22 protein-coding genes and 1 pseudogene are annotated in these 23,796 nt (G+C 74.1%); 19 read left to right on the top strand and 4 right to left on the bottom strand.

What is annotated here, in order from left to right:
- Nucleotides 1-2 precede the first annotated feature (2 nt).
- Together ACF07S_RS18860 and ACF07S_RS18855 are read left to right on the top strand one after the other, a co-directional pair.
- Nucleotides 3-785: a 3-oxoacyl-ACP reductase gene (locus tag ACF07S_RS18860; protein WP_391964533.1), complete on the top strand. Its 783-nt coding sequence runs from the start codon at nt 3-5 to the stop codon at nt 783-785.
- Between the two features lie 27 nt (nt 786-812).
- Nucleotides 813-1,736, top strand: a complete 924-nt coding sequence (locus ACF07S_RS18855; protein WP_391974668.1) for a DUF2510 domain-containing protein — start codon at nt 813-815, stop codon at nt 1,734-1,736.
- Here the strand turns inward: ACF07S_RS18855 and ACF07S_RS18850 are convergent.
- Complete coding sequence (locus ACF07S_RS18850; RefSeq protein WP_391964532.1) at nt 1,733-2,935, bottom strand: amino acid deaminase/aldolase; 1,203 nt, start codon at nt 2,933-2,935, stop codon at nt 1,733-1,735. The two genes, ACF07S_RS18855 and ACF07S_RS18850, sit on opposite strands and share 4 nt — an antisense overlap.
- 268 nt (nt 2,936-3,203) lie before the next feature.
- Here ACF07S_RS18850 and ACF07S_RS18845 point away from each other — a divergent pair, with 268 nt between their 5' ends.
- Nucleotides 3,204-4,907, top strand: a complete 1,704-nt coding sequence (locus ACF07S_RS18845) for a hypothetical protein (protein WP_391974613.1) — start codon at nt 3,204-3,206, stop codon at nt 4,905-4,907.
- Nucleotides 4,904-6,088 (top strand): type VII secretion-associated serine protease mycosin, encoded by a 1,185-nt coding sequence (gene mycP, locus ACF07S_RS18840; protein WP_391974612.1) that lies wholly within the window; start codon nt 4,904-4,906, stop codon nt 6,086-6,088. Before ACF07S_RS18845 ends, mycP begins: the two co-directional genes overlap by 4 nt.
- On the opposite strand, the gene ACF07S_RS18835 is transcribed toward mycP, so the two are convergent.
- Nucleotides 6,085-6,801: a serine hydrolase gene (locus ACF07S_RS18835; protein WP_391974611.1), complete on the bottom strand. Its 717-nt coding sequence runs from the start codon at nt 6,799-6,801 to the stop codon at nt 6,085-6,087. The genes mycP and ACF07S_RS18835 overlap by 4 nt on opposite strands.
- Nucleotides 6,802-6,887: 86 nt before the next feature.
- Between ACF07S_RS18835 and ACF07S_RS18830 the strand changes: the two genes are divergently transcribed.
- Complete coding sequence (locus ACF07S_RS18830) at nt 6,888-7,622, top strand: SseB family protein (protein ID WP_391964528.1); 735 nt, start codon at nt 6,888-6,890, stop codon at nt 7,620-7,622.
- 95 nt (nt 7,623-7,717) lie between these two features.
- Here ACF07S_RS18830 and ACF07S_RS18825 read toward each other — a convergent pair whose 3' ends face one another.
- Nucleotides 7,718-8,095 carry a DUF1844 domain-containing protein gene (locus ACF07S_RS18825; protein WP_391964527.1) on the bottom strand — a complete coding sequence of 126 codons (378 nt, stop codon included), beginning with the start codon at nt 8,093-8,095 and terminating at the stop codon, nt 7,718-7,720.
- Nucleotides 8,096-8,490: 395 nt separating this feature from the next.
- Here ACF07S_RS18825 and infC point away from each other — a divergent pair, with 395 nt between their 5' ends.
- The 10 genes from infC to ACF07S_RS18775 all read left to right on the top strand — a co-directional run bounded on the left by infC (nt 8,491) and on the right by ACF07S_RS18775 (nt 19,855).
- Nucleotides 8,491-9,177 (top strand): translation initiation factor IF-3, encoded by a 687-nt coding sequence (gene infC, locus ACF07S_RS18820; protein WP_391974667.1) that lies wholly within the window; start codon nt 8,491-8,493, stop codon nt 9,175-9,177.
- A 110-nt stretch (nt 9,178-9,287) separates the two neighbouring features.
- Nucleotides 9,288-9,482, top strand: coding sequence for a 50S ribosomal protein L35 (gene rpmI, locus ACF07S_RS18815; RefSeq protein WP_003977225.1), 195 nt, complete (start codon nt 9,288-9,290; stop codon nt 9,480-9,482).
- A gap of 98 nt (nt 9,483-9,580) precedes the next feature.
- On the top strand, nt 9,581-9,964 hold the full coding sequence (gene rplT, locus ACF07S_RS18810) for a 50S ribosomal protein L20 (RefSeq protein ID WP_004933571.1): 384 nt from the start codon (nt 9,581-9,583) through the stop codon (nt 9,962-9,964).
- 211 nt (nt 9,965-10,175) lie between these two features.
- Entirely contained in the window at nt 10,176-11,036 is an 861-nt protein-coding gene (locus tag ACF07S_RS18805; RefSeq protein WP_391964526.1) for a TrmH family RNA methyltransferase, read from the top strand.
- 92 nt (nt 11,037-11,128) lie between these two features.
- The gene (locus ACF07S_RS18800; protein WP_391964525.1) at nt 11,129-12,283 is read left to right on the top strand and encodes an ATP-binding protein; all 1,155 of its coding nucleotides are present in this window, start codon (nt 11,129-11,131) and stop codon (nt 12,281-12,283) included.
- Between the two features lie 186 nt (nt 12,284-12,469).
- Entirely contained in the window at nt 12,470-13,591 is a 1,122-nt protein-coding gene (pheS, locus tag ACF07S_RS18795) for a phenylalanine--tRNA ligase subunit alpha (RefSeq protein WP_391964524.1), read from the top strand.
- Complete coding sequence (pheT, locus tag ACF07S_RS18790; protein WP_391974610.1) at nt 13,591-16,143, top strand: phenylalanine--tRNA ligase subunit beta; 2,553 nt, start codon at nt 13,591-13,593, stop codon at nt 16,141-16,143. Before pheS ends, pheT begins: the two co-directional genes overlap by 1 nt.
- Nucleotides 16,144-16,501: 358 nt before the next feature.
- Nucleotides 16,502-17,593 (top strand): PP2C family protein-serine/threonine phosphatase, encoded by a 1,092-nt coding sequence (locus ACF07S_RS18785; protein ID WP_391964522.1) that lies wholly within the window; start codon nt 16,502-16,504, stop codon nt 17,591-17,593.
- A 251-nt stretch (nt 17,594-17,844) separates the two neighbouring features.
- The gene (locus ACF07S_RS18780) at nt 17,845-19,185 is read left to right on the top strand and encodes a transcriptional regulator (RefSeq protein WP_391964521.1); all 1,341 of its coding nucleotides are present in this window, start codon (nt 17,845-17,847) and stop codon (nt 19,183-19,185) included.
- A gap of 142 nt (nt 19,186-19,327) precedes the next feature.
- Nucleotides 19,328-19,855 carry an NUDIX hydrolase gene (locus ACF07S_RS18775; protein ID WP_391974609.1) on the top strand — a complete coding sequence of 176 codons (528 nt, stop codon included), beginning with the start codon at nt 19,328-19,330 and terminating at the stop codon, nt 19,853-19,855.
- Nucleotides 19,856-19,914: 59 nt separating this feature from the next.
- On the opposite strand, the gene ACF07S_RS18770 is transcribed toward ACF07S_RS18775, so the two are convergent.
- Nucleotides 19,915-20,775 (bottom strand): 3-hydroxybutyryl-CoA dehydrogenase, encoded by an 861-nt coding sequence (locus ACF07S_RS18770; protein ID WP_391964519.1) that lies wholly within the window; start codon nt 20,773-20,775, stop codon nt 19,915-19,917.
- A gap of 173 nt (nt 20,776-20,948) precedes the next feature.
- Here ACF07S_RS18770 and ACF07S_RS18765 point away from each other — a divergent pair, with 173 nt between their 5' ends.
- From ACF07S_RS18765 to ACF07S_RS18750, 4 genes and pseudogenes are all read left to right on the top strand, one after another.
- The gene (locus tag ACF07S_RS18765; protein WP_391974608.1) at nt 20,949-22,184 is read left to right on the top strand and encodes a glycoside hydrolase family 10 protein; all 1,236 of its coding nucleotides are present in this window, start codon (nt 20,949-20,951) and stop codon (nt 22,182-22,184) included.
- Nucleotides 22,185-22,266: 82 nt separating this feature from the next.
- A complete protein-coding gene (locus ACF07S_RS18760) occupies nt 22,267-22,563 on the top strand; it encodes a hypothetical protein (protein ID WP_391964517.1) in 297 nt (98 codons plus the stop codon).
- 239 nt (nt 22,564-22,802) lie between these two features.
- A pseudogene (locus tag ACF07S_RS18755) lies at nt 22,803-23,048 on the top strand (MFS transporter); the annotation flags it as partial.
- Between the two features lie 9 nt (nt 23,049-23,057).
- Nucleotides 23,058-23,651: a TetR/AcrR family transcriptional regulator gene (locus tag ACF07S_RS18750; protein WP_391964516.1), complete on the top strand. Its 594-nt coding sequence runs from the start codon at nt 23,058-23,060 to the stop codon at nt 23,649-23,651.
- Nucleotides 23,652-23,796 lie beyond the last annotated feature (145 nt).

Genomic DNA, 23,796 nt, shown 5'->3' with positions numbered 1-23,796 from the left:
TCATGAGCGAAGAGAACATCTGCCGCCGCCTGACCGGCCGCACCGCCGTCGTCACCGGCGCGGGCAGCGGCATCGGCCTGGCCACCGCCCGACGGCTCGCCTCCGAGGGCGCGCACGTGGTCTGCGGCGACGTGGACGAGGCACGCGGCAAGGCGGCCGCCGAGGAGACCGGCGGCATCTTCGCCGACGTCGACGTCACCGACCCCGAGCAGGTCGAGGCCCTGTTCCGGACCGCCTACGACACCTACGGCAGCGTCGACATCGCCTTCAACAACGCCGGTATCTCCCCACCCGACGACGACTCCATCCTGGAGACCGGCCTGGAGGCCTGGAAGCGCGTCCAGGAGGTCAACCTCACCTCCGTCTACCTGTGCTGCAAGGCCGCCATCCCCTACATGCGGCGCCAGGGCAAGGGCTCCATCATCAACACCGCGTCCTTCGTGGCGCGGATGGGAGCGGCCACCAGCCAGATCTCGTACACCGCCTCCAAGGGCGGCGTCCTCGCCATGTCCCGGGAACTCGGCGTGCAGTTCGCCCGCGAGGGCATCCGCGTCAACGCCCTGTGCCCGGGCCCGGTCAACACCCCGCTCCTCCGGGAGCTGTTCGCCAAGGACCCCGAGCGCGCGGCCCGCCGCCTGGTGCACATCCCGCTCGGCCGGTTCGCCGAGGCCGAGGAGATCGCCGCCGCCGTCGCCTTCCTGGCCAGCGACGACTCCTCCTTCGTCAACGCCACCGACTTCCTGGTGGACGGCGGAATCTCGGGGGCGTACGTCACACCGCTGTAGCGCTCGTCCTACAGTGCCGGGATGAGCATGACGCCCCCGCCCGGCTGGTACCCCGACCCGCACGCCCCGCACCTGGAACGCTGGTGGGACGGCACGGCCTGGACCGAGCACCGCCGCACCCCGGACGTCCCCACCGCGGCGCTGCACCCCTCCCCGGACGGCGGCGCGGGAACCGGCCGCGCCCGGGCGGTCGCGCTCACCACGGCGGGGGCGGTGCTCGTCGCCGCGATCGTCACCGGCGCGGTGTTCCTCGCCGGTGACGACGGGGACCCGCAGGCGCGTACCGGCCCGACGGCCACCGCCTCGGCCCCCGCACCGGAGACCGGGCCGCCGTCGCCCTCGCCGTCCTCCGCCGGGGACCCGGACACGGTCGAGGACCAGCTCAACGGGATCACCTTCCCGCTCCTCGACGGCTGGGTCCGGCCCGAGCACGTGGCCGAGGACGACGTCGTCATGACCACCGAGGGCACGTACGACTGCCCCGGCGAGGGCACCGTCTGCCGCCACGGCCTGGTCATCTCCCGCACGGTGTCCGCCGGGGAGGGGAAGACGCCCCGGGTGCTCGCCGAGGAGGACATCCCGGACGCGGCCGACGAGGCCTTCGACGAGGACCCCGTCGGCGACCGCCCCTACGGCGGCGTCGAGTCCCACGAGGTGGTGGGGTCCGGCACGGTCGCCGTGGCGGGCCGTGCCGGGTACTTCGTGCGCTGGCGCGTGACCACCGCCGAGGGCCCCGGCGGGTACGTGCAGTCGACGGTCTTCCCGTCCAGCGTCGGGACCGAGTCCCCGGTCGTCGTCCGCTACGTCTTCGACGCCGGCGAGGACGGTCCGCCCCTGGCCGACATGGACCGCATCACCGAGGGCATCCGCTCGGTCGCCGACGCGGCCTCCGGCGGTGGCGTCGGCAGCGGCATCGGCCCCACCGACCGACCCCGGCCGACGCGGCCCTAGAGGAAAGCGCGGCCCTCGCCGCGGTACGTCGGCACCGTCCCCGTCACCGAGTCGCCCTCGACCAGGTGCAGCGCGTCGAACCGCTCGCACAGCTCGCCCGCCTTGGCGTGCCGGAACCACACCTTGTCGCCGATCAGCAGATCGTCGGCGGGCGGGCCCAGCAACGGCGTCTGCACCTCGCCGGCCCCCTCCTGCGCGTCGTAGCGCAGCCCTTCGGGCAGATACGGCACCGGCAGCCGGTCCGCGCCGGGGGCGCCGGAGGCCGGATACCCGCCGCCCAGCACCGTCACCACGCCGACCCCCGGCCGCCGCACCACCGGCAGGGCGAACAGGGCCGACGGACGCCCGCTGAACGACGTGTAGTTGTCGAACAATCGCGGCACGAACAGCCCCGACCCGGCCGCTATCTCGGTGACCGCGTCCTCCGCCGCCGTGTGCTGCACACTGCCCGTGCCGCCGCCGTTGACGAACTCCAGATCCGGCACGACCTCCCGTACCGCCCGCACCGCCGCGGCCCGCCGCCCGGCGAGTTCACGGCGTGCGGCGGCCTGCATCAGCCGCACCGCGCGGGACCGCAGCGGCCGCCCGGCCACCGCGTCGCCGACCCCGGCCACATGACCCTCGTACGCCATGATCCCCACGACCCTGAACCCGGGACGCCGGGTCACCGCGCGCGCCAGGTCGGCGATCTGCGCGGGGGAGTGCAGCGGGGAGCGCCGGGCCCCCACCCGCACCCGCCCGCCGAACAGCTTCAGGGAGGTGTCCAACTCCAGGCAGACCCGCACCACTTCGCCGCCGCCCGCGCGTGCGGCGTCGATCAGGTCGAGCTGCGCCGGATCGTCGACCAGCACGGTGACGGCGGCGGCGAGCCCGGGGTCGGCGGCGAGTTCGGCGTAACCGGCGCGGTCGGCGGAGGGATAGGCCAGCAGCACGTCGTCGAAACCGGAGCGGGCCAGCCACAGGGACTCGGCGAGGGTGAACGACATGATGCCCGCGAAACCCTCACGGGCCAGGGCCCGTTCGAGCAGCGCGCGGCAGCGCACGGACTTGCTGGCGATCCGGACCGGCTTGCCGCCCGCCCGGCGGACGAGGTCGTCCGCGTTGGCGTCGAAGGCATCCAGGTCCACGAGGGCGAGCGGGGCGTCGAACTGGGCGGCGGCCCGGTCGTACCGGGCCCGGTCGGCTGAGCGCGCAGTCATGGGCGCAGCCTGCCAGACGGGATTACCGCAGGGTAGGGGGATGTTCCGGGCAGATGCCGCGGCCCTGCGGACCGGTTCCCGTTCGGGCCCGGCCACGCCGTAGAGTGACGCGCACGCACGGCGGAACGGGCCGGCCCGGAGGTCCGGGCGGGGTGACGCGCCGTCCGTGCGGGTATCTGTGCCCGGGACGAGTCCGTGCCGGGCCTCTGGCAGGAGACCACCGGCCCGCGGAAGAGGGACGGCCCGGGCACGAGGAAACGGGGGGTGCATGAGCACGGAAGCGCGTCGCGCCTCCCTCCCCCCGCGTCCCACCGTCCCCCCGCGCCCCGCACACCCGCCGGTCCCCCACGGCCCCGGCACACCCGAGGCGGACCGCCGCGAGCCGGCCCCCCGCGCCACGCCCCGGGGGCTGACGACGTCCGGCTCCGGCAACCTCGACACCCGCGAGCCCGTCCACCCCCCGTCCGACCCGTCGAACGGCGGGGGCACGGCGCGTTCGTCCGGCTCCGGCGCGTTCGACGCGCGCTGGCCGGCGGCTCCACCGCACGGGGGCGCGGACCGTGCGGCCGCCGGGGCGGACGGCCGCACCCGCGGCCTGACCTCGGGCGGCCCGGGCATGTTCGACGTGCGTGAGCCGGCGGACCCGCCGGCCGGGGAACGCAACGCTGCCGCCCCGGCGGGGACCGGCGCTCCCGCCGGCCCCGCAGCGCCCCGGCCGCGTGTCCCCGGTGGCGGTGCCGGCGCGCCGGCACCCCCGCCCCCGCGTGCCTCCGCCCGCTTCCCCGACGCGCCGCCGGCCCCCGGCCGGGGCACGCCGGCCCGGGACGCCCGGCCCGCCGTCCCGCCCCGGCCCACCCACCGGCCCGCCGCACGCGGCGCGGGCGCCCCCGCCGGCCCCTCCCGCACCGCCGGGACCCCGTCGGAGACCACCACCCGCCTGCGGACCGTCCCCGCCGACCCGGCCGCCCGGCCGCCCGGCACGTCCCCGCGGCCGCCCTTCCCGCCCCGGCCCGCCCCCGACGCGCGGGCGGGCCACGGGGAGGCGCGCCGTTCCGGGGCCGGCCCGGCGCACGCGCCCGACGGTGCCCCCGACCCCGTGCTCTCCTGGAGCGCGCCCATGACGCCGGGCCGCACCCCCAGGACCGCGCCCCGGCCGGTCGTCTCCTTCGGCGAGCCGGAGGGGTACGACGCGGACGCACGGCCGCGTCCGCTCGGGCGGCGGAACCGCTCACAGGTCCTCGCGGCCGCCCTCTGCCTCGTACTCGGCACGGGACTCATCGGCGGTGCCGTGGCCGGCAGCTGGCTCGCCGGGGACCCCGGCGGCTCCCGCGACCGCGGCGGTTTCGCCGCCGCCGGGGACCTCTGGCACAACGTCCCCGTCGACCAGCTCTTCCCGCCCACCGTGGAGGGCAGGGGCGCGGGACCCGGGGACTCCGACCGGTTCTGGACGCGCATCGCCGTGGCCCCCGACAGCGGCTGCGAGGCCGCCTTCGACGCCCTGCTCGGCGAGGTCCTCGCCCCCGTCGGCTGCGAGCGTCTGCTGCGCGCCACCTACACCGACGCCACCCAGAGCCATGTCACCACCGTCGGCCTGCTGTTCACCAGGGCCGACGCCGCCGCCACGGCCTCCCTCGCCCGCCGTTTCGACACCGAACGCCTGGACCGGCGTACCGATCTCATGCCGCTGCCGTATGCCGCGAAGGGCACCGCCGCCGCGGCCTTCGGCACCCGGCAGCGCGCCTCCTGGGCGATCTCCGTCCTCAAGGACGCGCCCGTCGTCGTCTACACCGTCTCCGGGTGGGCCGACGGCCGTGCCGTGGACACCCCGCAACCCGCCGATGACGCCATGGAGTCCGGAGCCACCACCGCCGTCGCCCAGGCGGGCCTGGGCCACGAGGCACGGGGCCTCGCCGACCGCGTCGAACGCGGCCTGCGCAAGAGGGCGGGCACCGCCACGGAGCATCCCTCGTGACGCGGCCCCGCACCGGACGGCGTCCCGCCGCGGTCCTCGCCGTCCTCCTCTCCACCACACTCGTGCTCCTGCCCGCCACCACCGCGCACGCCGACGGCATCCGCGCCCGCCAGTGGTCCCTGGAGGCCATGCACACCGACGCGGCCTGGCTGACCACGAAGGGCGAGGGCGTCACCGTCGCCGTCCTGGACACCGGGGTCGAGGCCGACCACCCCGACCTCGACGGCAACGTCCTCCCCGGCAAGGACCTGGTCGGCTTCGGCGCGGGCGAGGGCGACCGCGCCTGGGCCCGGCACGGCACCGCCATGGCCGGGATCATCGCCGGCCACGGGCACGGCCCCGGCAACGCCGACGGCGTCATGGGCATCGCCCCCGAGGCCGAGATCCTCCCCGTCCGCGTGATCCTGGAGGACGGGGACCCCTCCCGCGCCAAGGCCCGCAGCACCCGCGGCAACGCCCTCGCCGACGGCATCCGCTGGGCGGCCGACAACGGCGCCGACGTCATCAACCTCTCCCTCGGCGACGACTCCGCCTCCGCCCACCCCGAACCGGGTGAGGACGAGGCCATCCAGTACGCCCTGCGCAAGGGCGTGGTCGTCGTCGCCTCCGCGGGGAACGGCGGCGAGAAGGGCGACCACGTCTCCTACCCGGCCGCCTACCCGGGCGTCATCGCGGTGACCGCCGTCGACCGCTACGGCACCCGCGCCCCGTTCTCCACCCGCCGCTGGTACGCCACGGTCAGCGCCCCCGGCGTCGACGTGATCATCGCCGATCCCGACCACAGGTACTACGAGGGCTGGGGCACCAGCGCCGCCGCCGCGTTCGTCTCCGGTGCCGTCGCCCTGGTCAGGGCGGCACACCCGGGCCTGACCCCGGCCCAGGTCAAGCGGCTGCTGCAGGACACCGCCCGCAACGCCCCCACCGGTGGCCGCGACGACTCGCGCGGCTTCGGCTTCATCGACCCGGCCGCCGCGATCGAGGCCGCGGGCCGGCTGGAGCCGCAGGGCCTGAAGTCGGCGGCCCACGGCGACCGGTACTTCGGGCCGGGCCCGGACAGCGCCGGGTCCGGCGACGGCACCGCCGACTGGGCGGCCCCCCTCGCGGGCGGCGCCGGCGGTGTGCTGCTGGTGGCCGCGGTGGTCCTGTGGCGCGGCCGCCGCACGGACCGCGAGGACTTCTAGCGGCCCGCGGGACGACCGGCGCCCCCGCCGAACGCCGACCGTGCCGCCCCCGCCGCCGCCTCCACCAGCGCGACGCCCGCCGCCTTCGTCGCGTTGCCGTCGGACAGCACCGACACCAGACACTCGCGCCCGCCGGCCGTGACGCGCCCCACGCTGTGCACGACCCACAGCCCCGTCGCGTCGCGCGGCAGCCAGCCGTTCTTCACGGCCCACGCCGTGCCCGCGTCCGCCACGGCCGGCACCCCCCACGCCTGATCCGGCACGACCCGCTCCATCAGCTCCCGGACCAACGCCCGCGAGTCCCCGTCCAGTTGCGGGCCCCCGCCGAACACCTGCCGCAGCAGCACCAGCCGGTCCAGCGCCGTGGTGCGGGTCAGACCCCACAGCGTGCCGTCGCCGCCCCGGGTCCGCGTCAGCCCGAAGCGGGCGTTCGCGGCGTCGAGGCCGGCCGCCCGGCCGATCCCGTCCCACAGGGCCGACGCCGCGCCGTTGTCGCTGTGCTCGATCATCGCGGCCGCGTACGACCGCTCCGCCCCGGTGAGCTCCCGCCCCGCGTCCTGCGCCCGGAGCAGCAGCGCCGCCAGGATGTCGACCTTGACGACGCTCGCGGTGACGAACTCACCGTCGCCGTGGCAGACCGTCCGCCCGGAGCCGAGGTCCAGCACCGCCACGGACACCCTCGCCCCGTCCGCCGCCCGCCCCGCCCACCCCATCCGTGCCCCTCTCCGTCCAAACCGCGGCCCCGGCCGCCCGCCTCCCGCCGCCGGGCGTGTCACCACCGGCCGCTAAGGTCGGTGACGTGGCGAACAAGAACATTCCCGACTCCGCCTTCCGGGACGACGACGGCTCCGCCGACCCCCGGGTCAGTGCCGCCCTCGCCGCCTGGGCCGAGGACGGCTCCGCCGTCGGCCCCGTCCTGGAGGCGCTCAAGGACGCCCGGCTGCTCGTCCCCGTGGTGGCCGTGCTCGGCGAGACCGAGGAGGACGAGAACGGGCTGCGCCGGGAGAAGACCAGCGACATGGCCGTTCCCACCCTCAAAGCGGGAGGCCGCACCGCGCTGCCGGCCTTCACCTCCACCGACTCGCTCGCCCGCTGGGACCCGGCGGCCCGGCCCGTCGCCGTACCGCTGCACCAGGCCCTGCGGGCCGCCGCGCACGAGAAGGCGGACACGGTCGTCCTGGACCTGGCCGGTCCCGTCCCGTTCGAACTGACCGGCCCCGCACTGCTCGCGCTCGCCGAGGGCCGCACGAGCACCGACCCGCTCGCCGACCCGGCCGTCGTCGAGGCCGTGCGGGCCGCGGTGGCCGCCGAACCCGCCGTGCTGCGCGCCCACCTCGGGCCCGGGGAGGCCGACGGCACCCTCGCCCTCGTCCTCGACCCGGCCGTCCCGGCCGCCGAGGCCGCCCGAGCGGTGGCCCGGCGGCTCGCCGCCGACGAAACACTGAGGGCCCGCCTGGTGCGCGGCCTGGACCTGGCGGTCCTGCCGGCCCGGGCCACGCCACCTGGCGAGCCGCTGTACGTGCGTACTCCCTGAGAGCCCCGGCCCCGCGAGCCGGTGCGGACGGCGCCGACAGGGTCCGGTCCCGGCCCGCGCGTCGATTCCCCGCTACCCGGCCCGAACGACAGGCCTCAGCCGTAGACCGGGCCCGTGTACTTCTCGCCCGGGCCCTGGCCCGGCTCGTCCGGGACCAGGGAGGCCTCGCGGAACGCCAGCTGGAGCGACTTCAGGCCGTCGCGCAGCGGCGCCGCGTGGAACGAGCTGATCTCGGTCGCGGAGGCGTCCAGCAGACCGGCCAGCGCGTGCACCAGCTTGCGGGCCTCGTCCAGGTCCTTGAACGTGTCGCCCTCCTCGGTCAGACCGAGCTTCACGGCGGCGGCGCTCATCAGATTGACGGCGACCGTCACGATCACCTCGACGGCCGGGACCTCGGCGATGTCGCGGGCCATGGCGTCGAAGTCGGGGCCGCCGGGGGTCCCGGGGGTGTCCGAGGGGGAGGTCTCACTCATGCCCCACACGATAGGGGCAGTCCGGCACCCCCTTGACGCCAGGAGGCGGGAGACGCCCGGTTAGCGCGCCTCCCCGGGAGCTGCTAACCTTGTGTAACGACCGGTCGGACCCGTATGCCTCGCGGCCCGCGAGCCCGACCCACAAGTGGAGGCTTCGAACTCCCACCTGACCGCCCCCGGGGCGGCGGGTCACCGGTCAGGCGGTCCCGTCCCCGTGACGGCGATCCGCCCGATAGCGCGCCCCGCGTTCACTGTGGTGGTGCTCCGGTAGTTCGAGGAGCCCCGCCTGTGATCGTCCGGGGCATTTTTCTTGCTTCGGCGCGGTTAGGTCTAACGAATACAGACGTTACGCGGCTGTCCGCCAGACCGTCGCGTGGTGCTACCGAGGAGGATCCATCAGCGCCGAGCCCCGCATCAACGACCGGATTCGCGTTCCAGAGGTGCGACTTGTCGGTCCCAGTGGCGAGCAGGTGGGCATCGTCCCCCTGGCCAAGGCACTGGAGCTTGCGCAGGAGTACGACCTGGACCTGGTCGAGGTGGCGGCGACCGCCCGTCCGCCTGTGTGCAAGCTCATGGACTACGGGAAGTTCAAGTACGAGTCGGCCATGAAGGCCCGTGAGGCGCGCAAGAACCAGGCGCACACGGTCATCAAGGAGATGAAGCTCCGGCCGAAGATCGACCCGCACGACTACGACACCAAGAAGGGTCACGTCGTCCGGTTCCTCAAGCAGGGCGACAAGGTCAAGATCACGATCATGTTCCGTGGTCGCGAGCAGTCCCGGCCGGAGCTCGGCTACCGACTGCTGCAGCGGCTCGCGGAGGACGTCCAGGACCTCGGGTTCGTCGAGTCGAACCCGAAGCAGGACGGCCGCAACATGATCATGGTCCTCGGTCCGCACAAGAAGAAGACCGAGGCGATGGCCGAGGCTCGCCAGGCGCAGGAGGCCCGCAAGGCGGAGGCGAAGGCCAACCCCGGCCGTTCGATGAACGCCGCGGACCCCGACGCCGCGAACGCCGCGAACGCCGAGGCTCCCGACGCAGCGAACGCCGAGGCTCCGGCCGAGGCATCCGCCGAGGCGTGACCCCGGGGGACGCCAGTCCCCAGGACGTAACCGATACAAGTACGACGCTCCACCGTGCCCGGTTTCACGACCGGGCACCGGAGCGCCACCGACGAGGAGAGAACGGCGCTATGCCGAAGAACAAGTCGCACAGCGGTGCCAGCAAGCGCTTCAAGATCACCGGCTCCGGCAAGGTGCTCCGTGAGCGCGCCGGCAAGCGCCACCTGCTCGAGCACAAGTCCTCCCGCGTGACGCGTCGCCTCACCGGCAACGCCGAGATGGCCCCGGGCGACGCCGCGAAGATCAAGAAGCTTCTCGGCAAGTGACGCCCCGGCGCGCGAGCGCCGCCAGCACGTCAGACCGGGACCCAATCGATTTCGGGCCGTGTGGGCACAACCACGGCCCCGCTACAAGGAGTTAACAAGTGGCACGCGTCAAGCGGGCAGTCAACGCCCACAAGAAGCGCCGGGCGATCCTCGAGCAGGCCTCCGGCTACCGCGGGCAGCGCTCGCGCCTGTACCGCAAGGCCAAGGAGCAGGTCACCCACTCGCTGGTCTACAACTACAACGACCGCAAGAAGCGCAAGGGCGACTTCCGGCAGTTGTGGATCCAGCGCATCAACGCCGCTGCCCGCGCCAACGGCATCACGTACAACCGGTTCATCCAGGGTCTGAAGGCCGCGAACGTCGAGGTCGACCGCAAGATCCTGGCCGAGCTGGCCGTCAACGACGCCACCGCCTTCGCCGCGCTCGTCGAGGTGGCCCAGAAGGCGCTCCCGGCGGACGTGAACGCGCCCAAGGCCGCGTGATCACCGCGTCGGCCTGAAGCCGACGCGACCGAAGGACCCGCAGGCTCACGGCTTGCGGGTCCTGCTGTTGCACGGCGACGCGTGTGGCTGCGGGTGCGTCGCGGCCGGCCGGGCCCACGCGGCGGAGCCGCGTGCCGGCACAGCCCCGGGACGCCGCGGTCCCGTCGTCCGAACGTGCAGCGTGTCCGAGATTTCCGAAGGTGAAGAGAAGATGCCCCCCCTCGGCCCCGAGCTGATCTCCCCCCGCTCCCCCCGCGTCGCCGCCGCACGGCGGCTCGCCAAGCGGAACTTCCGGGGGAAGGACCGGCTGTTCCTCGCCGAGGGGCCGCAGGCCGTGCGGGAGGCCGCCGCGCACCGGACCGGCGACACCGCCACGCTCGCCGAACTGTTCGCCACACCGGAGGCCGCCGACCGGTACGCCGACGTCATCGGCGGGGCCCGGGACGCCGGCGTCCGCGTCCACCTGGCCTCCGAGCAGGTCATCGCCGACATCTCCACCACCGTCACCCCCCAGGGGCTCGTCGGGGTGTGCCGGTTCCTGGACACGCCCTTCGAACAGATCCTCGCCGCCGGCCCCCGCCTGGTCGCGGTCCTCGCACACGTACGCGACCCGGGGAACGCCGGCACCGTGCTCCGGTGCGCCGACGCCGCCGGGGCCGACGCCGTCGTCCTCACCGACGCCTCCGTCGACCTGTACAACCCCAAGGCCGTACGCGCCTCCGTCGGCTCCCTGTTCCACCTCCCCGTCGCCGTGGGCGTCCCCGTCGAAGACGCCGTGACGGGCCTGCGGGGCGCGGGCGTGCGGCTGCTCGCCGCGGACGGCGCCGGTGACCGGGACCTCGACGAGGAGCTCGACAAGGGCACCATGGGCGGACCGACGGCATGGGTGTTCGGCAACGAGGCCTGGGGACTTCCCGAGGAGACCCGCGCGCTCACGGACGCCGTCGTACGCGTCCCGATCCACGGGAAGGCGGAGAGCCTGAACCTGGCCACCGCCGCCGCCGTATGTCTGTACGCGTCGGCACGCGCACAGCGCGCCGTGCGAGGGTGCCGCTCCGTCACCGAAGACTAGTAGGCTGACCGGCTCGGGGACCCTCCCCCAAGCTCTCGGCCGGTCTCGAGCACGGGGCGCCCCGAGGAGGTTGTGAGAGGTGGGGTACGGGGATGAGCGTCGGCACGAGCAGCGCACCGGGAGCACGGCGGGTGGCGCGCCCGCCCGCGCCCCGGCCCGGTGATCTCGCCGAACTCGGCATCGACCCCGACCAGCTGCCCGACGGGCTCGTCGTCGCCGACGAGCACGGGCGGGTGATCTGCTTCAACGCCGCGGCCGCACGCATCACCGCCGTCCCCGCCGAGCAGGCCCTCGGACAGCGGCTCGAGACGGCCCTGCCGTTAGAGGACCTGGAGGGCCGCCGCTGGTGGCAGCTCACCGACCCCTACGGCGGCCTCGCCATCCGGGTGGGCCAGCCCGAACGCAATCTGCTCCTGCCCGGCGGACGCGAGGTGCTGGCCTCCGCGCGCTACGTCCGCACCCGGCCCACCGGACCGGTCCGCCGGGTCGTCGTCACCCTGCGCGACACCGAGGCCCGGCGCCGCACCGAGCGCAGCCACGCCGAGCTGATCGCCACCGTCGCCCACGAACTGCGCTCCCCGCTCACCTCCGTCAAGGGCTTCACCGCCACCCTGCTCGCCAAGTGGGAACGGTTCACCGACGACCAGAAGCGGCTGATGCTGGAGACCGTCGACGCCGACGCCGACCGCGTCACCCGGCTCATCGCCGAGCTGCTCGACATATCCCGCATCGACTCCGGACGCCTGGAGGTGCGCCGCCAGCCCGTCGACATCGGCGCCGCCGTCGGACGGCACATCCAGGCCTACGTCGCCGCCGGACAGCGGGCCGACCGGTTCCTGCTGCGGGTGCAGCACCCGCTGCCCGATCTCTGGGCCGACCCCGACAAGGTCGACCAGGTGCTGAGCAACCTGCTGGAAAATGCGGTGCGGCACGGCGAGGGAACCGTCACCATCGACATCACGCCCTCGGCGTCCCCCCGCGAACGGGACGGCGCCGAGACCGCCGACAACGCGGCCACGTCGGTCACCGTGAGCGACGAGGGGCCCGGCATCCCGGAGGAATCCATGAACCGCGTCTTCACCCGCTTCTGGCGGGGCAGCAAGCGCGGCGGGACCGGCCTCGGCCTGTACATCGTCAAGGGCATCGTCGAGGCCCACGGCGGCACCATCACGGTCGGACGCGCCCCCGGCGGTGGCGCCCAGTTCCGATTTACGTTGCCCGTGGCGGCACCGGCGTACCTCACCTGAGACGCCCGGGGCCCCCACGGGCGAGTTCACGTTCCCTCACCCCGTTAGACTCGGCCTCTGGCACCTTTGCGTCCCGAGGGCGAACAACACGACGACGACGCGACGACGAACGACGCGACGACGAACGCTTCGTCCACGAGTCGATGACGGGGACCATCAGCCAGCCAACCGGAAGCACGGGAAGAGATGTCGGCACCGAATAAGTCGTACGACCCTGTCGAGGTCGAGGCGTTGAAACCGGAAGCGATCGAGCGCATGCGGGACGAGGCGCTCGCCGCCTTCGCCGCCGCGGACTCCCTCGACGCGCTCCAGGAGGCGAAGGTCGCCCACACCGGCGGCACCTCCCCGCTGGCACTGGCCAACCGCGAGATCGGTGCCCTGCCGCCGCACGCCAAGGCCGACGCCGGCAAGCGGGTGGGCCAGGCACGCGGTGCCGTCAACAAGGGCCTCGCCGCCCGCCAGGCCGAACTGGAGGCCGAGCGCGACGCGCGCGTCCTGGTCGAGGAGGCCGTGGACGTCTCGCTGCCCCACGACCGCGTGCCGGCCGGCGCCCGCCACCCGCTCACCACGCTCTCCGAGCGCATCGAGGACATCTTCGTGGCCATGGGCTACGAGGTGGCCGAGGGCCCCGAGGCCGAGGCCGAGTGGTTCAACTTCGACGCCCTCAACATCGGCCCGGACCACCCGGCCCGCGGCGAGGCCGACACCTTCTTCGTGCGGGGCCCCGAAGGCGGCACCGAGTCCGGCGTCGTGCTGCGCACCCACACCTCGCCCGTGCAGGTCCGCTCCCTGCTCGGCCGCGAGCTGCCGGTCTACGTGATCTGCCCCGGCCGGGTGTACCGCACCGACGAGCTGGACGCCACGCACACCCCCGTCTTCCACCAGGTCGAGCTGCTCGCCGTCGACGAGGGCCTCACCATGGCGGACCTCAAGGGCACCCTGGACCACATGGTGCAGTCGCTGTTCGGCGAGGAGATGAAGACCCGGCTGCGGCCGAACTTCTTCCCCTTCACCGAGCCGAGCGCCGAGATGGACATGCTCTGCTACGTCTGCAAGGGCGCCTCCGTCGGCAACCCCGACCGGCCCTGCCGCACCTGCTCGTCCGAGGGCTGGATCGAGCTCGGCGGCTGCGGCATGGTCAATCCGCGGGTGCTCACCGCCTGCGGCGTCGACCCGGAGAGGTACAGCGGGTTCGCCTTCGGGTTCGGCATCGAGCGGATGCTGATGTTCCGCCACAACGTCGAGGACATGCGAGACATGGTCGAGGGTGACGTCCGGTTCACCCGGCCGTTCGGGATGGAGATCTGATGCGGGTCCCGCTTTCCTGGCTGCGGGAGTACGTCGACCTGCCGGCCACCGAGACCGGCCGCGACGTGCAGGCCAAGCTCATTTCGGCAGGGCTGGAGGTCGAGACCGTCGAGCACCTCGGCGCCGACCTCAAGGGCCCCCTCGTCGTCGGCCAGGTGCTGACCATCGAGGAACTGGAGGGCTTCAAGAAGCCGATCCGCTTCTGCACCGTCGACGTCGGCCGGGCCAACGGCACCGGCGAGCCCCAGGAGATCGTCTGCGGCGCCCGCAACTTCGCCGTCGGCGACAAGGTCGTCGTGGTCCTGCCCGGCGCCACCCTGCCCGGCGGCTTCTCGATCGCCGCCCGCAAGACCTACGGCAGGGTCTCGCACGGCATGATCTGCTCCGGCGACGAGCTGGGCATGGGCGACGACGGCACCCACGGCATCATCGTGCTGCCGCCGGAGACCGAGGTCGGCAAGGACGCCGTCGAGCTCCTCGAACTGGTCGACGAGGTGCTGGACATCGCCGTCACCGCCAACCGCGGCGACTGCCTGTCCATCCGCGGCGTCGCCCGCGAGACCGCCATCGCCTACGGCCTGCCGCTGCGCGACCCCGCGCTGCTCGACGTGCCCGGCCCGAACGCCTTCGGCTACCCGGTGGAGGTCTCCGACCCGGCCGGCTGCGACCGCTTCACCGCCCGTACGGTGACCGGCCTGAGCCCCGAGGCGCGCTCCCCGATCTGGCTCCAGCGGCGGCTGCAGAAGGTCGGCATGCGCCCGATCTCGCTCGCGGTCGACGTCACCAACTACGTGATGATGGAGCTCGGTCAGCCGCTGCACGCCTACGACCGCTCCCTCGTCCGGGGCACCATCGGCGTGCGCCGGGCCGAGGAGGGCGAGAAGATCGTCACCCTCGACGGCGTCGAGCGGAAGCTGCACGCCGAGGACCTGGTCATCACCGACGACCGCGGCCCGATCGGGCTGGCCGGAGTCATGGGCGGCGCCGACACCGAGATCGCCGACCAGGGGAACGGGGCGGACGCGACCACCGACGTGGTGATCGAGGCCGCCCACTTCGACCAGGTGTCCGTCGCGCGCACCGCCCGCCGTCACAAGCTGTCCTCCGAGGCCTCCCGCCGCTTCGAGCGCGGTGTCGACCCGCAGGCCGCCGCTGCCGCCGCGCAGCGCACCGTCGATCTGCTGGTGCTGCTCGCGGGCGGCACCGCCGAGGCCGGCGTCACCGAGGTCGTCGCCCCGACCGCGCCGCACACCATCACCACCGCCGCCGACCACCCGGACAGGGTCGCGGGCGTGACCTACGGCCGCGAGACCGTCGTACGCCGCCTGCAGGAGGTGGGCTGCGACGTGTACGGGCAGGACGAGCTGATCGTCACGGTGCCGTCCTGGCGGCCCGACCTCACCGATCCGAACGACCTGGCCGAAGAGGTCATCCGGCTGGAGGGCTACGAGAGCCTGCCCTCCACCCTGCCGCGGCCGCCGGCGGGCCGCGGCCTGACCCCCCGCCAGCGGCTGCACCGCCGTGTCGGCCGTGCGCTGGCCGGTGCCGGTTACGTCGAGGCGCCGAACTACCCGTTCGTCAGCGAGCGGGTCTTCGACCAGCTCGGCCTGGAGGCCGACGACCCGGCCCGCCGCGTCGTCACGCTGGTCAACCCGCTCAGCGACGAGGAGCCCGCGCTGCGCACCTCGCTGCTGCCGGGCCTGCTCGGCGCGCTGCGCCGCAACGACGGCCGGGGCTCGCACGACCTCGCGCTGTTCGAGACCGGCCTGGTCTTCCTCCCCCGGGCCCTCGGCTCCGCTCGAGCGGGGGAGACCTCCCCGCGCGACGAGCGGAAGGCCGCCGCGAACCTGCCCGTCGACCGGCGTCCCGGCGAGGACGACATCGCCGCGCTCGACGCCGCCCTGCCCGACCAGCCCCGGCACGTCGCCGTCGTGCTGGCCGGCGCCCGCGAGCAGGCCGGCTGGTGGGGCAAGGGCCGCCCGGCCGGCTGGGCCGACGCGGTCGAGGCCGCCCGGACCGTCGCCCGCGAGGCCGGCGCCGAACTGGGCGTGCGCAAGGGCCAGTACGGGCCCTGGCACCCGGGCCGCTGCGCTGAGCTGACCGTCACCGTCGACGGCGCCGAGCGTGTCATCGGCCACGCCGGGGAGCTGCACCCGCGCGTCTGGAAGGCCCTGGGCCTGCCCGCCCGCACCTGCGCGATGGAGCTGGACCTGGACGTCCTGCGGCGGGTCGGCGACGACACCCCGCAGGCGCCGGGCATCTCCACCTTCCCGGTCGCCACGCAGGACGTCGCGCTGGTCGTCGACGCGTTCGTGCCCGCCTCGGACGTCGAGTCCGCGCTGCGCGAGGGCGCCGGCCCGCTGCTCGAGTCCATCCGCCTGTTCGACGTGTACGAGAACGCCGAGCAGCTGGGCGAGGGCCGCAAGTCGCTGGCGTACGCGCTGCGGTTCCGTGCGGCCGACCGGACGCTGACCGTCGACGAGGCGTCGGCGGCCCGTGAAGCGGCGGTCGCCCTCGCGGGCGAGCGCACCGGAGCCGCTCTCCGGAGCTAGTGCCCCGTCAGCCGGGGTTCGCCCCGTCGCGACGCCCGGCACGCACTCCCGCCGCACCGGCCGGAAGCCCGAGTACGTCCGGTACGAGGGCTTCCGGCCGGCACGCCGGGAGCATGGGACGCCGCTCCTCGAAGGGCGCACCCCGGCTGACGCGGCACCGGACCCGGCACGGGGAGGGGCGTGGGAGGCGTGGGACTGGCCTCCCACGCCCCTCTTGTCTCTTCTCACGCCGGTCACCTCACTCGTTCGGGTGACTATTCGCGGTGATACGTCCGGATAGGGCCATGCGGTCGACAGAATCGGACCGGCCTCTCGGGGCCGGTCTGCGCTGTCCGGGCCTATATGGGGGGCCATCGGCATGATCCGCTACAAACCCGGGGCTCCCCGCTGGGCGACGCCCGGGTTCCTCTCACGGGTGCCTGCCCTCGCGGTGCCCACGGCCTGGGGCGCCGTCGCGGTCACCTACCGGATGACCTGCCCCCTCGCCCGGGACGACGCCCTCGGCGCACGCCTCGTCAGCAGTGCCGTCCTGTGCGCCGTCGTCACCGGGCTCGTGATGCATGCGCGGCGCAGGCTGCTGCGCGAGCTGCGGCGGGCCCGCCGGATCGCGGACGCCGCGCAGAGCGTGCTGCTCCGGCCGCCGCCCTCGCGCGTCGACGGGCTGGCGGCCGCCGCGGTCCACCTGTCCGCCGACCCGGGAGCCCGGATCGGCGGCGATCTGTACGAGGTGGTCGCGACCGAGCACGGTGTACGGGCCGTCATCGGTGACGTCCGGGGGCACGGTCTCGGTGCCGTACGGGCCGCCGCCGCCGTCCTCGGCAGCTTCCGCGAGGCCGCCCACGACGAGGCGGACCTGGCCGGGGTGCTGCGCCGGCTGGACCGGGCGATGGCCCGGCATCTGCGGGAGCGGGCCCACGACGAGCCCGACCCGGACGGCGCGGCCGGCGAGGAGTTCGTCACCGTCCTGCTCCTCGAGATCCTCCCGGACGGGGAGGTGCGGGCCCTGAACTGCGGGCACCCCTGGCCGCACCTGCTGGCCGGAGCACGGGCCGAGCCGCTCGCCCGCGCCGATCCGCTCCCGCCCCTCGGCCCGTTCCCGCTGCCCGCCGAACTCCCCGCCGTGCCCTGCGGACACCTGCTGCCCGGCGACGTACTCGTGCTGCACACGGACGGAGCCGAGGAGGCACGGAACACCGCGGGCGGGTTCTTCCCGCTGCGGGACGTCCTCGACGGGGCCGCGCGCGACCGCCCGCTCACGCCCCAGTCCGTACGGCGCACGGTCCTTTCGGCGCTGCTGCGGCACACGACCGACCCGCCGACGGACGACGTGGCCCTGCTGATACTCGGCAACGAGCGCCCCTCCGCACGCGCCCCCGCGCAGGCGCGGGAGACCCCGGGACCGGCCCGGACGGACCTGCCCCCGGCCGGGCACCTGAGGTTCCCCGCCTGAACCGGGCAACCGCGCGCCGTCCGCCCCGCCGCGGAGTGTCGGGCAGGCGGCCGGGCGGACGGCGCGGAAACGGGCCGCCGTACTTGATGAGGGGGAGCCGGCGGCCCGGCCGGCCTCTTTCGAGGCACTTCAGTCAACCGGCCGGCAACTCTCCGCGACAGCGCGCGCACGCCCCGGATTCGAGCACTTCGTTCACACCCCGTGTGAACGGCCGCCCACTACTCTGCCGGCACCGATCCACTGGGGGGCCCATGCAGCCCAATACTCTGCTCGACGCGATCCTGGACGAGGCCGGGATCTCGCACGCGGGCCTGGCCGCGCACGTCAACCAGGCCGGCCGGGTGCGCGGTCTGTCCCTCAGATACGAGCACACCGCCGTGGCGCGGTGGCTGAAGGGCCAGCGGCCCCGGGGGCGGGTGCCCGACCTGATCTGCGAGGTGCTCGCCGCCCGGCTGCACCGTCCGGTCACCCTCGACGACGTCGGGCTCGGCGTCCCCGGCGAACCGTCCGCCCCGCACACCGGTCCTCTGTCCGGGTTCGTCGAGCGGGCCACCGCGCTGTGGCGCTCCGACCAGCAGGGGCGCCCGCACGTCCTCGGTTCCCCCGCGCTCACCGGTACGCCGGCCGTGATGCCCGTCTGGGAATGGGAGAACCCGCCCGAGGACGTGGACGTCTCCCGCGGCGGCCCGCACCGGGTCACCCCGGGCGACCTCGACGTGCTGCGCGCCGCCCGTGCCCACTACGAGCAGATGTACCGCAAGGCGGGCGGCATGGCGACCCGCGCCCGGATCGTCGGCTTCCTCACCGCCGAGGCCGCCCCGCTGCTGCGCGGCAGCTACACCGACGCCACCGGCCGTCAACTGCACCGCGCCACCGGCGGCCTGGTGGCGGTCGCCGGCATCTGCGCGTACGACTCCGACGCCCACGGCCTCGCCCAGCGCTACTTCCACCAGGCGCTCCGGCTGGCCAAGGCCAGCGGTGACCGGGGGCTCGGCGCCTATGTGATCGCCCTGCTGGTCAACCAGTCGCTGTTCCTGCGCGACCACCGGCAGGCCGTGGCCTTCGCGGAGGCCGCGCTGCGCGCCGCCGGCGCCGACATCACCCCGGCGCTCGCCTCCGATCTGTACGCGATGCAGGCCAAGGCGTACGCGCACCTGGACGACGGCGCGAGCGCGCTGTCCTGCATCCGGCGCGCCGAACGGGCCGCCGAGCGCATCCGGCGCGGACACGAACCCGACGAGACCGGCTACGTCCAGCCCGGCCTGGTCAACGTGCAGGTGGCGGAGGCGCTGCTGAGCCTCGGTGAGATCGAGGCGGCCGGGGAGCACGCCGCCGCGGCCGTGGACAACCCCGCGCACGACCGGGGCCGGGTGCACCGGCTGGCCATGCTGAGCACCATCGAACTGCGTCGGGGCAACGCCGACAAGGCGGTGGCCATCGCGGTGCGGATGGCGGAACAGGCCCGGGGCATGGAGTCGCAGCGGCTGCGCGACCGGCTGCGCGCGGTGCGCGAGCATCTGGTGCGCAGCGGCTGCGCGGGCACGGCCGAGGCGGCCGAACTCATCGACGGGGCGCTGCGCGTACCGCTGTAGCACGGCCCCGGTCGAGAGGCGTCGTGCCCGGCGCGCGCCTCCGCCGCGCCGTCCGCTGCGCCGTGGGCTGCCTCCCGTGCGCCTGCTGCCGGCCCGTTCCTGCTGCGATATTGCCACTTACTCGGCGGAAGGTGGCAGAACCGTGCAGTGGACGAAACAGAACGAACAAACTGTGTACTCAAACCGCTGGTTCAGCGTCAATCTCGCGGATGTCGAGCTGCCGGACGGCCGGCATCTCGACCACTTCCTCATACGGCTGCGGCCCGTCGCCGCGGCCACGGTGGTGAACGAGGCCAACGAGGTCCTGCTGTTGTGGCGCCACCGCTTCATCACCGACAGCTGGGGATGGGAACTGGCGGCGGGCGTCGTCGAGGACGGCGAGGACGTCGCCCGGGCGGCGGCGAGGGAACTGGAGGAGGAGACCGGGTGGCGGCCGGGGCCCCTGCGCCATCTGATGAGCGTGGAACCGTCCAACGGCCTCACCGACGCCCGGCACCACGTCTACTGGGCCGACGAGGGCGAGTACGTCGGGCACCCGGTGGACGACTTCGAGTCGGACCGCCGGGAGTGGGTGCCCCTGAAGGCGGTGCCCGACCTGGTCGCCCGCGGCGAGGTCCCGGCCGCCAACATGGCGGCCGCGCTGCTCCTGCTGCACCACCTCAGAATGTGACGCCGCGGGCCCGGCGCCCGTGGCCGGATGGCCGGGTGCCGGGCCCGCGCGCCCCGCCGTCAGCCGTAGGTGTAGAAGCCGGAACCGCTCTTGCGGCCCAGCCGGCCCGCGTCGACCATGCGCTGCAGCAGCGGGGGAGCGGCGTACAGCGGCTCCTTGTACTCCTCGTACATCGAGTACGCCACCGAGGCCACCGTGTCCAGACCGATCAGGTCGGACAGTTTCAGCGGGCCCATCGGGTGGGCGCAGCCCATCTCCATGCCGTTGTCGATGTCCTCGCGGCTGGCGATGCCCGACTCGAACATCCGGATCGCGGAGAGCAGGTAGGGGATCAGCAGCGCGTTCACCACGAAGCCGGAGCGGTCCTGGGCGCGGATCGCGTGCTTGCCCAGCACCTTCTCGGTGAAGACCTGGGCGCGGCTCAGCGTGCCCTCGGAGGTGGTGAGCGCCGGGATCAGCTCGACCAGCTTCTGCACGGGCGCCGGGTTGAAGAAGTGGATGCCGATGACGTGGTCCGGCCGCCCCGTGGCGACCGCCAGCTTCACCAGCGGGATGGAGGAGGTGTTGGAGGCCAGGATCGCGTCCGGGCGGGTCACCACCTGGTCGAGCACCTGGAAGATCTCGGTCTTGACCTGCTCGTTCTCGACCACGGCCTCGATCACCAGATCACGGTCGGCGAACTCGCCGAGATCCGTGGTGAAGCTCAGCCGGGCCTGCGTGGCCGTCAGCTCGTCCTCGGTGATCTTGCCGCGTCCGGCCGCCTTCGACAGGGAGTTGAACAGCCGGGTGCGGCCGATCTCCAGGGCTTCGCCGGTGGTCTCGGCGACCCTGACGTCCAGTCCGGCCCGGGCGCACACCTCGGCGATCCCCGCGCCCATCTGACCGCAGCCCACCACTCCGACGCGTTCGATGTCGGTCACATCGTCCCTTTCGCTCCTGCTTGCGGCTGTGGCAGGTCCGCCGGGTCCCGGTGCCTGCTCCGTTCGTGCACGTTACTCCGAAGTATCGATGCTCGATCGTGGGGGTGGTGCATCCTGGCCCCGGGACGGTCCGCGGCCGGGCGGACCGGCGCGCGGTCTCAGGGGGGGGCGCGATGGGACGGGTGTCACGCAGGGCGCTGGTGGCGGCGGTGCTGACCGCGCCGGCGGCGGTGCCGCGGGCGTCCGCCGCGCCGGGGCGCCGCGCGGCGACGGCCGAGGGGACCGGCGAGATGCGCGGCATGTGGGTGGCCACCGTGACCAACCGGGACTGGCCGTCCCGGCCGGGACTGAGCGCCGCCGAGCAGCGGGCCGAGCTGACCGCGCTCCTCGACGCGGCCGTCCGCGCCCGGCTCAACACGGTCGTCCTGCAGGTGCGGCCCACGGCCGACGCGCTGTGGCCCTCGCCGCACGAACCGTGGTCGCAGTACCTCACCGGCACCCAGGGCACACATCCCGGCTGGGACCCGCTCGGCACGGCCGTCACGCTGGCCCACGCCCGCGGGCTCCGGCTGCACGCCTGGTTCAACCCGTACCGCGTGGCGATGCACGCCGACCCCGCCCGGCTCACGGCCTCCCACCCGGCCCGCCGGAACCCCTCCTGGGTCGTGACGTACGGCGGCAGGCTCTACTACAACCCGGGGCTGCCCGAGGTCCGGACCTTCGTCCGGGAGGCGATGCTCGACGCGGTGCGCCGCTACCCCGTCGACGCGGTCCACTTCGACGACTACTTCTACCCGTATCCCGTGGCGGGCCAGACCTTCGACGACGACCTCGCCCACGACACCCACGGCGGCCTCTTTGCGGACCGGGCCGCGTGGCGGCGGGACAACGTCGACCGGCTGGTGCGCGAGACGGCCGCCGGGATCAGGGCGATCCGGCCCGGTACCCGCTTCGGCATCAGCCCCTTCGGCGTGTGGCGCAACGCCGGGACGGACCCCCTCGGCTCGGACACGCACGCGAGTGTGCAGACGTACGACGATCTGCACGCGGACACCCGCACCTGGGCCCGGGAGCACTGGATCGACTACATCTGCCCGCAGCTGTACTGGAACATCGGCTTCGCCCCCGCCGACTACGCCGAGCTGATCCGCTGGTGGGCCGCGACCGTCCGGGGCTCCGGCACGCGGCTGTACGCGGGGGAGGCGCTGTACAAGGCGGGCGACGCGTCACAGCCCGCCTCCTGGCAGGACCCGGCCGAGCTGTCCCGCCACCTCACGCTGGCCCGGCGCCACCCGCAGGTGCGCGGGCACGTCTTCTTCGCCGCCCGCGAGGTGGCGGCCGATCCGATCGGGGCGATGGCGCGGGTGGTCGCCGACCACTACCGCCGGCCGGCGAAGCCCCCGCGCTGACCTGGGTCCTGTCTCTTCCCGGGCGGACAGCGGGCCGTCGGCCGCGGTCTTCGGCTCACCCGGTCGGTACGCCGGCCGCACCATGGAGATCGCCGGTGACGCTCTCACCGGCAAGGCCCTGGCCGAGCGTCTGACCCGGGCCGCCGGCCGGCCGATCAGCTACGGCCGCCTGCCGGCGACGCTGCTGGCGCAGGACGAGGTCCTCGGCAGAGTGGCAGCACTCGCCGACGGCGGCAGGCTGGCGGGAAGCGCGGACCTCGACGCGTTGCGAGCGGAGTTCCCCTTCCTGCTGCGCTTCGACCGCTGGCTGGCGGGTCCTGGTGCGAGCCTCCTCGAGAAGGCGCTCCGTTCCGTGGACACGGGCATCGCCCTGCGCTGAACGAGACCCCGGGACGGACCCCAGGTCCTCCGGAACCTCACGTCCCGGTCTCCGGGTGCCCACGGCCAGGGGGAGCCCCGGCGGGGCGGGCCCCCGCGCCTCGTACGACCGCGGTCACAACGATCGGCCGAAGGAACCCGTGACGCCCGGCCCGACCACCCCCCTCCGCCTCTTCGCCACCCGCCCCCGCGAAGACACCGCCGTCCGCCTTCGGGCAGGCCTCCTCCGGCGCGGGCTCGGCCGCCACGGGGATCTTCGCCACGGTGCCGGGCCTCGCGCTGCTCCATCACCTCACCGACACCCTGGGGGTCGCGGCGGGCCCGGCCGGAATCGTCGTGGTCGTGCCACGGCTGCTCGACGTCGTGACGAATCCGTTCGTCGGTGGCGGGCAATCGGCAGGAGGCCCAATGCGACGCCAGGACGTCTCCGGCGGCCTGTGGGGGTCAGGCTCCGCCCAGTCACTGAGGCAGGGCACCGGTTGCTAGATTGGCCGGATGGTTTCCGAGCGGGTGGCGCGTACCAGCTATCACCATGGTGCGCTCCGGCAAGCGCTGATCGAGGGTGCCAAGGAAATTCTGGCCGAGCTGGGGCATGAACAGTTCAGCCTCAACGAAGTGGCGCGCCGGGCGGGTGTGAGCACTTCCGCGCCCTATCGCCACTTCGACGGGCGGGACGAACTGCTGGCGGCGGTGGCCGCGGACGGTTACGCAACGCTGCGCCAGTGCCTCGAACAGGTAGTGCTCGGCGTCAGTGATCCGGGCGAACGGCTGCTGCGGCTGGGCGGGGCCTATGTGCGGTTCGCACAGGAGTATCCAGGGCTCTTCGTGACGATGTTCCGCGGACCGGGAGGTGTTCCGGACGTGGTCGGCATCAAGTCTTTCGAAATCCTCCGGGACGCCGTCATCGAGGCCCAACAGGCGGAATTGCTTTCCTCCGTCCCGTCGGCGGAATTGCTCACCAGGTCCATCTGGGCCGCCCTGCACGGACTGTCCGTCCTGAGTCTGCGGCAGCTGGCCGATCGATTCGACATGGATGGTCCACCGGAGAAACTCGCCGCCGACACGCTGTCGGCACTGCTCGGCCTCTGACCGGACCGTGTCCTGTGCGGTGAGGCGGAGCAGCCGCCGCGGCAGCACAGGGCGGCGGCGAGTCCGGAAAAGGGCGGGCGGTCGCGGGGGATCGCGTTCGTGGCGGAGCCGAGCCGGCGTGGGCCGGACCGCCGGGGCACGGTGC

It is taken from the genome of Streptomyces sp. NPDC016640, assembly GCF_043076215.1.
GTDB lineage: Bacteria > Actinomycetota > Actinomycetes > Streptomycetales > Streptomycetaceae > Streptomyces.
Note: the sequence above shows the minus strand (reverse complement) of the source record. Positions and strands in the feature narration are given on the sequence as shown.

Excerpts from the sequence above, each read along its gene's own strand:
- ACF07S_RS18860 (WP_391964533.1), top strand. The coding sequence starts at position 3 with ATGAGCGAAGAGAACATCTGCCGCCGCCTGACCGGCCGCACCGCCGTC.
- ACF07S_RS18855 (WP_391974668.1), top strand. The coding sequence starts at position 813 with ATGACGCCCCCGCCCGGCTGGTACCCCGACCCGCACGCCCCGCACCTG.
- ACF07S_RS18850 (WP_391964532.1), bottom strand. The coding sequence starts at position 2,935 with ATGACTGCGCGCTCAGCCGACCGGGCCCGGTACGACCGGGCCGCCGCC.
- ACF07S_RS18845 (WP_391974613.1), top strand. The coding sequence starts at position 3,204 with ATGAGCACGGAAGCGCGTCGCGCCTCCCTCCCCCCGCGTCCCACCGTC.
- ACF07S_RS18835 (WP_391974611.1), bottom strand. The coding sequence starts at position 6,801 with ATGGGGTGGGCGGGGCGGGCGGCGGACGGGGCGAGGGTGTCCGTGGCG.
- ACF07S_RS18825 (WP_391964527.1), bottom strand. The coding sequence starts at position 8,095 with ATGAGTGAGACCTCCCCCTCGGACACCCCCGGGACCCCCGGCGGCCCC.
- rpmI (WP_003977225.1), top strand. The coding sequence starts at position 9,288 with ATGCCGAAGAACAAGTCGCACAGCGGTGCCAGCAAGCGCTTCAAGATC.
- ACF07S_RS18805 (WP_391964526.1), top strand. The coding sequence starts at position 10,176 with ATGCCCCCCCTCGGCCCCGAGCTGATCTCCCCCCGCTCCCCCCGCGTC.
- ACF07S_RS18800 (WP_391964525.1), top strand. The coding sequence starts at position 11,129 with ATGAGCGTCGGCACGAGCAGCGCACCGGGAGCACGGCGGGTGGCGCGC.
- pheS (WP_391964524.1), top strand. The coding sequence starts at position 12,470 with ATGTCGGCACCGAATAAGTCGTACGACCCTGTCGAGGTCGAGGCGTTG.
- pheT (WP_391974610.1), top strand. The coding sequence starts at position 13,591 with ATGCGGGTCCCGCTTTCCTGGCTGCGGGAGTACGTCGACCTGCCGGCC.
- ACF07S_RS18785 (WP_391964522.1), top strand. The coding sequence starts at position 16,502 with ATGATCCGCTACAAACCCGGGGCTCCCCGCTGGGCGACGCCCGGGTTC.
- ACF07S_RS18780 (WP_391964521.1), top strand. The coding sequence starts at position 17,845 with ATGCAGCCCAATACTCTGCTCGACGCGATCCTGGACGAGGCCGGGATC.
- ACF07S_RS18765 (WP_391974608.1), top strand. The coding sequence starts at position 20,949 with ATGGGACGGGTGTCACGCAGGGCGCTGGTGGCGGCGGTGCTGACCGCG.
- ACF07S_RS18760 (WP_391964517.1), top strand. The coding sequence starts at position 22,267 with ATGGAGATCGCCGGTGACGCTCTCACCGGCAAGGCCCTGGCCGAGCGT.
- ACF07S_RS18750 (WP_391964516.1), top strand. The coding sequence starts at position 23,058 with ATGGTTTCCGAGCGGGTGGCGCGTACCAGCTATCACCATGGTGCGCTC.